Annotated in this window: 8 protein-coding genes and 1 pseudogene; 4 read left to right on the top strand and 5 right to left on the bottom strand. The window is 63.0% G+C overall.

Features of this window, described 5'->3' with window-relative positions; genetic code table 11:
* The 3 genes from EN994_RS09455 to galE form a co-directional block, all read right to left on the bottom strand.
* Positions 1-579: alanine racemase (locus tag EN994_RS09455; protein ID WP_206530390.1), on the bottom strand; the 579-nt coding region annotated here is incomplete at its 3' end.
* A 1-nt stretch (position 580) separates the two neighbouring features.
* The gene (locus EN994_RS09450; RefSeq protein WP_063170029.1) at positions 581-1,831 is read right to left on the bottom strand and encodes a D-amino acid dehydrogenase; all 1,251 of its coding nucleotides are present in this window, start codon (positions 1,829-1,831) and stop codon (positions 581-583) included.
* A 106-nt stretch (positions 1,832-1,937) separates the two neighbouring features.
* Positions 1,938-2,933, bottom strand: coding sequence for a UDP-glucose 4-epimerase GalE (galE, locus tag EN994_RS09445; protein WP_063170028.1), 996 nt, complete (start codon positions 2,931-2,933; stop codon positions 1,938-1,940).
* A 268-nt stretch (positions 2,934-3,201) separates the two neighbouring features.
* Between galE and hemA the strand changes: the two genes are divergently transcribed.
* Entirely contained in the window at positions 3,202-4,479 is a 1,278-nt protein-coding gene (hemA, locus tag EN994_RS09440) for a 5-aminolevulinate synthase (RefSeq protein ID WP_063170463.1), read from the top strand.
* A gap of 72 nt (positions 4,480-4,551) precedes the next feature.
* On the opposite strand, the gene EN994_RS09435 is transcribed toward hemA, so the two are convergent.
* Both EN994_RS09435 and mscL read right to left on the bottom strand, forming a co-directional pair.
* Positions 4,552-5,718: a pyridoxal phosphate-dependent aminotransferase gene (locus EN994_RS09435; RefSeq protein ID WP_013533609.1), complete on the bottom strand. Its 1,167-nt coding sequence runs from the start codon at positions 5,716-5,718 to the stop codon at positions 4,552-4,554.
* A gap of 112 nt (positions 5,719-5,830) precedes the next feature.
* On the bottom strand, positions 5,831-6,253 hold the full coding sequence (gene mscL, locus EN994_RS09430) for a large conductance mechanosensitive channel protein MscL (protein ID WP_127307495.1): 423 nt from the start codon (positions 6,251-6,253) through the stop codon (positions 5,831-5,833).
* Positions 6,254-6,652: 399 nt separating this feature from the next.
* Between mscL and EN994_RS09425 the strand changes: the two genes are divergently transcribed.
* The 3 genes and pseudogenes from EN994_RS09425 to EN994_RS09415 form a co-directional block, all read left to right on the top strand.
* On the top strand, positions 6,653-6,862 hold the full coding sequence (locus tag EN994_RS09425; RefSeq protein ID WP_024503137.1) for a hypothetical protein: 210 nt from the start codon (positions 6,653-6,655) through the stop codon (positions 6,860-6,862).
* The gene (locus EN994_RS09420) at positions 6,852-7,127 is read left to right on the top strand and encodes a type II toxin-antitoxin system RelE/ParE family toxin (RefSeq protein WP_013533612.1); all 276 of its coding nucleotides are present in this window, start codon (positions 6,852-6,854) and stop codon (positions 7,125-7,127) included. Before EN994_RS09425 ends, EN994_RS09420 begins: the two co-directional genes overlap by 11 nt.
* Before the next feature lie 120 nt (positions 7,128-7,247).
* A pseudogene (locus EN994_RS09415) lies at positions 7,248-8,232 on the top strand (hybrid sensor histidine kinase/response regulator); the annotation flags it as partial.

Here is an 8,232-nt window from a genome sequence, read left to right as displayed (position 1 = left end):
GTCGAGGCTTTTGCCGGACAGGCGCTCGGTCTTGTAGGCATGGGCGACGAGCTGCCCAAGGTTTTCCGGCGTCGGCATGATGGCGCCGAAGCAGCCGAGATTGGTGCCGATGCCGGCGATGCGCACGCCCTTGAACTGCAGGATCTGCTCAACCGTGGGGATCAGGTCGTTCGGCCAGATGCCTTCGCGGAGATCGCCGAGATCGATCATCAGCATGATGTCGTGGACGCGGCCCATGCGCTCGGCGATGCGCGAAACTTCGCGGATGGTGGCGAGTTCCGATTGCAGGCTGATGTCGACGGTGCGCACCACCTCCTCGACCCGCGCCATCGGCGGGCTGCGCAGCAGCATGATCGGTGCGTTGATGCCGCTGTCGCGCAGCCGGCGGATGTTCTCGAAACGCGATTCGGCGATGCCGGCGACACCGCCGCGCAGCATGGCGCGTGCCACTTGCGGCATGCCGCAAGTGCCCTTGGTGACGCCGAACACTTTTATGCCCGACAGCGCGCAGCGCTCGACGATGGTGCGCGCGTTGCGCTCGATGCGGCCAAGGTCGATGGCGACTTGCGGTCCCGACATCCTAGCCCCCGTAAACCAGCCCCTGCGGGTCGATCTCCGGCTTGCGGCCCGAAACGAGGTCGGCGAGGAATTTTCCCGAACCGCAGGCCATCGTCCAGCCGACATGGCCGTGGCCGGTGTCGAGATAGAGATTCTTGTAGCGCGCCTGGCCGATGACCGGCACCGAGTTCGGCATCATCGGGCGCAGACCCGCCCAGAACACAGCCCTCTTCTCGTCGAAGGCACCCGGGAAAAGATCCTTGCCGGTGCTGATGATCGTCTTGAAATCGGCGGGCTTGAAAGTGCGGTCGAAGCCGGTGAATTCGGCCGTCGAGGACATCCGCAAGCGGTTGCCCAGCCTTGAATAGCCGATCAGCCGGTCCTCGTCGGCGCCGCCCATGGTCGGTCCCCTGCTTTCGTCCTCCAGGGGAATCGTCGCGGTATAGCCTTTTACCGGATAGACAGGCAGGTCGATGCCGTAACGGCGCCCGAGCAGGCCGCTTTCCGGCCCCATCGAGATGACAACCGCATCGCCGGCGACCGGGCCGGCCGAAGTCATCACCGCGCGCACCCGGTCGCCCTCGATGTCGAGGCCTTCGACTGTCGTGCCGAACAGGAATTCGACGCCGAGCTTCTCGGCCGCATAGGCGGCCAGCCTGTCGACAAACTGCTTGGAATCTCCGGTCTGGTCGGTTGGCGAATAGACGCCGCCGGCAATCTTGTCCTTGACGCCGGCAAGGCCGGGTTCCAGCTCGACCAGCCGGTCGCGGCCGACGATTTCGATCGGCAGGCCGTGCTTGGCAAGATAACGGTAATTGTCGGTGCCGGTGTCGAGGCTCTTTTGCGAGCGGAAGAAATAGAGAATGCCCTTCTTGCGCTCGTCGTAATGGATGCCGGTCGCTTCCGAAAGCGCATTGATGCAGTCGCGCGAATAGAGCGCGAGCCTGAGCTTGATGTCGGTGTTGGCGCGCAGGCGCGCCACCGTGCACTGGCGCAGGAAACGCAGGCTCCAGGCGAGGAAATAGGGATCGAGGCGCAACCTGACCTTGATGCCGAGATCATGGTTGTAGAGCCCGCGCAGGAAGGTCTTCAAAGCCGCCGGCGAGGCCCAGGCGGTGGCGTCACCCGGTGACACCAGGCCGGCATTGGACTGGCTGGTGCCTTGTGCCGCCGCCGGATGGCGCTCGATCACCGTCACCTCATGGCCGTCGCTGGCCAGATAATAGGCGGCCGCCGTACCGACGACACCGGCCCCGAGCACCGTTATTTTCATGCCATCCCCCCAAGATCTCCTCGCGGCGCCGCGCGTCCGCGCCTTGCCGCGAACGCCTTCAATAGCGCTTCACTGCCCGGCTTGCGAGCCCTTGGGAGAACCCGGCTCAGCCGCGCGCGGAGTTCTTGCCGGTCAGGATGCGCTCCCAGGCGAGCGCATCGGCGACGATCTGGTCGAGATCGTCGCGTTGCGGGGTCCAGCCGAGCTCGGCGCGGGCGAGATCCGAATTGGCGACAACCGCCGCGGCGTCGCCAGGGCGGCGATCACCCATCTTCACCTCGAAATCATGGCCAAAGGCGCGGCGCACGCTGTCGATGACCTCCAGCACCGAATAGCCATGGCTGTAGCCGCAATTGGCGACGAGGCTCTGTCCCCCGGCGCGCAGCCGCTGCAAAGCCAGGCGATGCGCCGCCGCCAGGTCGCTGACATGGATGTAGTCGCGCATGCAGGTGCCGTCCGGCGTAGGATAATCGGTGCCGAACACCTGCATGAACGGCCGCTTGCCGAGTGCCGTCTCGCAGGCGACCTTGATCAGATGGGTTGCGCCCGGCGTCGACTGGCCGGTGCGGCCCTTCGGGTCGGCGCCGGCGACGTTGAAGTAGCGCAGCGCCGTATAGCGCAGGCCATGCGCGATCGACGCGTCGCGCAGCATCCACTCACTCATCAGCTTGGACAGGCCATAGGGCGATTCCGGCGCCAGGCGGGCGTCCTCGCGCACCGGCTCCAGCCCGGCGCCGCCGTAGACGGCGGCGGTCGAGGAAAAGATGAAATTGGGCACGCCTTCGCGCACCGCGGTTTCGATCAGCGTGCGCGTCTTCGAGGTGTTGTTCTCATAATAGCCGAGCGGGTCGGCGACCGATTCCGGAACCACGATCGAGCCGGCGAAATGAATGATCGCGTCGACCTTGTTCTCCCTGATGACCGCGCCGACCAATTCCTTGTCGGCGACATCGCCGACGACCAGCTTGGCCTCCGGCGCCACTGCCCATTCGAAACCGGTGGAAAGACGGTCGAGAACGACCACGCTTTCGCCGGCATCCAGCAGCTCCCAGACCATATGGCTGCCGATGTAACCGGCGCCGCCTGTCACCAAAACTGTCATCCGCGTCCTCGCTTATCCAAGATTTATCGGAAACTGTCTCAACCCCGCTCTACTGGAAAGCCCGCCGCATGGCCATTGGAACCCCCTGGTAACCGGCATTGCCGGCCAGTGGCATTGTCCTGAAACAAAGTTCATCCACATCAAGGGAATAGGCCACGATCCGCGGTCGTTAGGAACAGGTCCGGGGCGTGGCATTTTGACCAAAAAGGCCAGGTGGACGACCAACGGGCCAATGATTATGATCCCGCGCAAAAATTGGGAAGTCGACATGAACTATCAGCGGTTCTTCGAGGAAGCGATCGACCAGCTCCATGCCGAGCGTCGCTACCGCGTTTTCGCCGACCTCGAGCGGATCGCGGGCAAGTTCCCGCGCGCCATCTGGCGTTCCAATGGCCGTGCCGAGGAAATCACCGTCTGGTGCTCCAACGACTATCTCGGCATGGGCCAGCATCCCGACGTCATCGCCGCGTTCCAGAATACCGCTGGCAAGATGGGTTCGGGCGCCGGCGGCACCCGCAACATTTCCGGCACCTCGAACCCGCTGGTCGAGCTTGAGGTGGAGCTTGCCGATCTGCACGACAAGGAAGCGGCACTGGTCTTCACCTCCGGTTTCGTCTCCAACGAGGCCTCGATCTCGACCATCGCGAAGCTTTTGCCCAACTGCCTGATCATCTCGGACGAATTGAACCACGCCTCGATGATCGAAGGCGTGCGGCGTTCCGGCGCCGAAAAGAAGATCTTCCGCCACAATGACGTGGCGCATCTGGAAAGCCTTTTGCAGGCGGCGGGGCGCGAACGTGCCAAGCTGATCGTCTTCGAAAGCGTCTATTCGATGGATGGCGACATCGCGCCGATCAAAGAGATCGTCGAACTCGCCGAGCGCTACAACGCCATGACCTATATCGACGAGGTCCATGCCGTTGGTATGTACGGGCCGCGCGGCGGCGGCATCACCGAGCGCGAAGGCCTGGCCGACCGCATCGACATCATCGAAGGCACGCTGGCCAAGGCATTCGGCACGCTGGGCGGCTACATCACCGGCACCAGCGCTGTGATCGACGCCGTGCGCTCCTATGCGCCGGGCTTCATCTTCACCACGGCACTGCCGCCGGCGATCGCTGCCGCCGCGGCCGCTTCGATCCGCCATCTCAAGCGCTCGCAGGCCGAGCGCGACGCCCAGCAGCAGCAGGCCGCGAGAACCAAACACATCCTGTCGGCCGCCGGCCTGCCGGTGATGGATTCGCCGACGCACATCGTGCCGCTGCTGGTCGGCGATCCCGAGGCCTGCAAGATGGCCAGCGACCGCCTGCTCGGCGTGCACGGCATCTACATCCAGCCGATCAACTACCCGACCGTGCCGCGCGGCACCGAGCGGCTGCGCATCACGCCAACGCCGTTCCATTCCGATGCGCTGATCGCCGAATTGCAGGATGCGCTGGTCGAGACCTGGGATGCGCTCGGTATCCCCTACGGCTCCGCCGGTCGGCCTTCGGTGGCCAAGAGCGACCGCATCATTCCATTGCTGGTGCCCAAGTCAGGCGGCTGATGCCGTTTGGAACTCTACTCCGGCGGCCATCTGGCTCGCCGGAGCGATTTCAATTCGGGCTTCGTCAGCGGCTCAGGCGTTCTTCATCCACTTCGCCAGCCGGTGTGCCGCTTCCTCGATCTGGTCGAGACGGCGGTGGAAGCACAGCCGCAAAAACGCCTCGCCGCCGGGGCCGAAAGCGGTGCCTGGCGCCAGGCCGACATTGGCCTTGTCGACGATGTCGAAGGCAGCGGTGCGTGAATCGGTGATGCCCTCGACGGTGAAAAACAGATAGAACGCGCCCTGCGGCACCGTAAACCCAGCGCGGCCGGTGGCGCCGAGGATGCCGCAGACAAGGTCGCGCGCCTTGCGCGCCCGCTCCACCTGTTCGGCGACGAAGGCGTCGCCCTCGTCAAGGGCGGCGACCGCACCGCGCTGCATGAACTGGGCGACGCCGGAGCTCGAATACTGGATCAGGTTCTCGAACACCTGCTGCAAGCTCGGATGCGTCTTGATCCAGCCGACGCGCCAGCCGGTCATCGCCCAGTTCTTGGAAAAGGAGTTGACGTACAGGATACGGTCTTCCGCCGACGCTATGTCGAGGAAGGACGGCGCGCGGCCGTGGCCGTAGTGGAACAGTGAATAGATCTCGTCGGCGATGATCCAGAGGTTTTTCGCGCGCGCCAGAGCGAGGATCGCCTGCAAGGTCTCGTGATCGGCGGTCCAGCCGGTCGGATTCGACGGCGTGTTGATGAACAGCGCCTTTGTGCGCGGCGTGATCGAAGCGGCGATCTTCTCGACGTCGCAGGACCAGCCATTGCCGGAATGATCGAGCGTGACCGCGACTGGAACGGCTCCCGCTATCCCTGCTGCGGCATCGAAATTCGGCCAGGCCGGCGACAGGTAGACCACCTCGTCGCCGGCGCCGGCGAGCGCGTCGAGCGCCAGCTGGATGGCATGCATGCCGGAGCCGGTGACGATGAATTCTTCCTCCGGGAAATTCTTGCCGAAATGCCTGGCATAGTAACGGGAGAGTGCCTGCCTGAGATCGGGGATGCCCCTTTGCCAGGTGTAGAATGTCTCGCCGCCGGCCAGCGCCTTCGACGCGGCATCGGTGATGAAGGCTGGCGTCGGCAGGTCGCCTTCGCCGGCCCAGAGCGGAATCATGCCTTCGCGCAGGCGGCCGTAATTGACGACGGCGACAATGCCACTTTCGGGTGCCGCACGGGCCTCGGTGCGCAAGCTGTCGATCAGGGTCATGGGCGGATCCGTTTTTGGTCTGCGGTTTTCGTCAGCGGTCCTTACCAGATGCGAAAACAGAAAACCCCGGCCGCCAACGACCGGGGTTTTGGTCCAGCAATGCTGCCCGTGGTCAGCGCCTGGCGAGCAGATCGCGAATTTCGGTGAGCAGCGCGACGTCGGCTGGCGGCGGAGCCGCCGGTGCAGCGGGCTTCTCGCGCTCAAGCCGCTTGCGCATGTTGTTCACCGCCTTGACCATCAGGAAAATGATGAAAGCGAGGATGAGGAAGTTCAACGCGACAGTGATGAAGCTGCCGTAGGCAAAGACCGCGCCTTGCTTCTTGGCGTCGGCCAGCGAGGTGGCGTTGACGGCCGAGGAGAGGCCAAGGAAATAATTGTTGAAGTCCAAGCCGCCGAAAATCGCGCCGACGGTCGGCATGATGATATCGTTAACAAGGGAATCGACGATCTTGCCGAAGGCCGCGCCGATGATGACGCCGACCGCAAGGTCCATCACATTGCCCTTGGAAATAAATTCCTGGAATTCTTTCAGCATTCGACCCTCCTTGTCGTGACTGGCCGAGCTGCCGTTTCCGTCCTTGCGGCATCGACCTGAGGCAACATAACAAAAACCTCCTGACGCAACATGGGTAAAAGGGAGAAAACAACCGCTTTCTCCTTACCTTACGGCACTTTGGGCGGCAGCTCTGCCGAATTTGACGCGTTGCGTACAAGGGCGTGAAATTTCATATCCCCGCGATGCAAATCGACACAGATGCCGCCGAATCACTGCAAAACGACCACGCTGGACCAGATTGCCGCCGAGCACGGCATGGGCCCCTGGTTGTTGACGCGAGCGATCAATCGCTCTTTGCAAGGTTTCCCGCATTGACGGCACGGCAAAGCCAGCATTGAATTTCTGGAAATTATAGGCGTTTTCGCCTATAATGTTCTCATGAACATGCTCGAAACCATCAGCATTGATGTTTATCCGTGGGCGGCTCCAACAAAGGAGCAGCGCGCTTGGTTTGACGCGCTTTCGCCCGACGAGAAGCGGAAAGCGATTCAGGCGGCGATCAACGAAGGTTTTGAGAGCCCGGTCAGCGAAAAGTCGATCGACGACATTATTCGGGAAGCGCGTGCCGAACTCCCGCATGCGCCATAGGATAACGCATCGCGCCGAACGCGATCTGAAAGACATTTACCGACACACCTTCGAAAACTTCGGCCACACTCAGGCCGAAAAGTACCTGCGCGAACTCGACGCGGTGTTTGAGTTGCTCGGCGACTATCCGAGTATGGGCCGGCTCTATGAAGGCAGGACCCATCAGTTCGTCCACGGCAAGCACATCATCCTCTATCGCATGGGTTTGGAGGAGGTCGTCATTGGCCGTATTTTCCACGGCGCTCAGCGGCGATCTTCACCATAACGACACCGACGCGCCGCCCTGATAGCCGTCCTGCACAGCTCTGCAATGGACTCGGACGCCAAGCTGTGGTTGCGTCCGGGCAAGCCGGATAGAAAGACGGCAGAGGAGGAAAGTCCAAGCGTGCAGGGCTTGTTCATCGTCATCATCGCGGTCGCCTATGTGACGCTGCTGTTTGCCATCGCCAGCCTCGGCGACCGCCGCTCGGCCATCTCCGAGCCGAGCCGGGGGCGGCCTTTCATCTATGCGCTCAGCCTCGCGATCTACTGCACATCCTGGACTTTCTTCGGCTCGGTCGGTCTCTCTTCCGAACGCGGCCTCGAATTCCTCGGCATCTATACGGGCCCGGTGCTCGTCTTCGTCTTCGGCTTCCCGCTGCTCAACCGTATCGTGCGGCTGGCCAAGACCGAGAAGATCACCTCGATCGCTGATTTCCTCGGCGCACGCTACGGCAAGAGTTTCACCGTCGCGGCGATCGCCACGCTGATCGCCACCATCGGCGCGGTGCCCTATATCGCGCTGCAGTTGAAGGCGATATCCGGTTCGGTCAGCCTGATGGTCGAGCACTATACGGGATCGCCGCCTTCGTTCGATCCCTTCGTCAGCGACATCTCGCTGGTCGTCGCCATGCTGTTGGCGCTGTTCGCGGTGCTGTTTGGAACCCGTCACGCCGACGCCACCGAACACCAGGACGGACTGGTGCTGGCGGTGGCGGTCGAAACCGTCGTCAAGCTCGCCGCCTTCCTGGCGATCGGCCTGATGGTCACCTTCCTGATCTTCGGCGGCCCGGGCGACATGTTCGACAAGCTCGCCGAGAACGCGCAGGTCCGGCAGGCGATGAGCTACAACACCTCGCTCGCCACCTGGCTGGTGCTGACGTGCCTGAGCGGCTTTGCCATCATCATGCTGCCGCGGCAGTTCTACGTCACCATCGTCGAAAACCGCGGCGAGGCCGAACTGCGCACCGCGACATGGGTGTTCCCGCTCTACCTCGTGGCGATCAACCTGTTCGTGCTGCCGATCGCCTTCGCCGGCCTGTCGCTGGTCGGCACCGGAACCAGCAGCGATCTCTATGTGCTGTCGCTGCCCCTGTTCAGCGGCCATGATG

The organism is Mesorhizobium sp. M7A.F.Ca.CA.002.09.1.1, from assembly GCF_003998555.1.
Classification (GTDB): Bacteria; Pseudomonadota; Alphaproteobacteria; order Rhizobiales; family Rhizobiaceae; genus Mesorhizobium; species Mesorhizobium ciceri.
The sequence above is the reverse complement of the archived record's forward strand: the minus strand, read 5'-3'. Positions and strand labels throughout refer to the sequence as shown.

Bases quoted from the DNA above. Each gene is read 5' to 3' on its own strand.
- EN994_RS09420 (WP_013533612.1), top strand. From the start codon at position 6,852: ATGCGCCATAGGATAACGCATCGCGCCGAACGCGATCTGAAAGACATT.
- EN994_RS09435 (WP_013533609.1), bottom strand. From the start codon at position 5,718: ATGACCCTGATCGACAGCTTGCGCACCGAGGCCCGTGCGGCACCCGAA.
- EN994_RS09450 (WP_063170029.1), bottom strand. From the start codon at position 1,831: ATGAAAATAACGGTGCTCGGGGCCGGTGTCGTCGGTACGGCGGCCGCC.
- hemA (WP_063170463.1), top strand. From the start codon at position 3,202: ATGAACTATCAGCGGTTCTTCGAGGAAGCGATCGACCAGCTCCATGCC.
- EN994_RS09425 (WP_024503137.1), top strand. From the start codon at position 6,653: ATGAACATGCTCGAAACCATCAGCATTGATGTTTATCCGTGGGCGGCT.
- galE (WP_063170028.1), bottom strand. From the start codon at position 2,933: ATGACAGTTTTGGTGACAGGCGGCGCCGGTTACATCGGCAGCCATATG.
- mscL (WP_127307495.1), bottom strand. From the start codon at position 6,253: ATGCTGAAAGAATTCCAGGAATTTATTTCCAAGGGCAATGTGATGGAC.